Source organism: Mycobacterium sp. E787 (assembly GCF_001668725.1).
In the GTDB taxonomy this organism is placed as follows: domain Bacteria; phylum Actinomycetota; class Actinomycetes; order Mycobacteriales; family Mycobacteriaceae; genus Mycobacterium.
Genome location: NZ_LZKL01000105.1, coordinates 1 through 609, shown reverse-complemented (window position 1 = coordinate 609; position 609 = coordinate 1). Strand labels below are relative to the sequence as shown.

Below are 609 nucleotides of genomic sequence, written 5' to 3'. Positions count from 1 at the left end.
AAGAACATCGACATCCTGATCACCGACAAGACCGGCACCCTGACCGAGGGCCGCATCAGCTTGGTCGACACCGTCAACCCGGCCGGAGTGCGCAACGACTCGGTGCTGCGGCTGGCCCTGCTGGCCTGTGACATCGATCCGGCCGCGGGCGGCGCCGCGACCAACGCGCTGGACGGCGCGCTCTGGGCGCACCCCGCCGCACGGCAGCTCGTCGGCGACGGTATGGACCGGGTGGCCTTTTTGCCGTTCGACCACATCCGCCGTGCGACCTCAGCCTTGGTCGATGACCATGGAAAGCGACTGCTGGTGGTCAAGGGCGCACCCGAGCAGATGCTGGCCCGCTGCTCGAGCGCACCCGATCAGTCTCAACAGACGTTGTCCGAGTTGTTCGCGGCCGGGCGCCGAGTGGTTGCCGTGGCGGCCAAGCCGGCGCCACACCTGTCCACGATCACCGCCGACGACGAATCCGAGTTGATGCTGGTCGGGTTCTGCGTCTTTGCCGACGAGCCCAAGGCCGCCGCCCGGCAATCCCTTGATCAGCTTGCCGAGCTGGGAATCGAGGTGAAGATCGCCACCGGCGACAATCCGCGGGTGGCCGAAAAGGTCTGC

The 609-nt window shown here is 67.3% G+C and carries 1 protein-coding gene; it reads left to right on the top strand.

Features of this window, described 5'->3' with window-relative positions; translation table 11 throughout:
- Positions 1–609 (top strand): HAD family hydrolase (locus A5705_RS20840; RefSeq protein ID WP_156763176.1); only part of this gene is annotated, 609 nt, incomplete at both ends.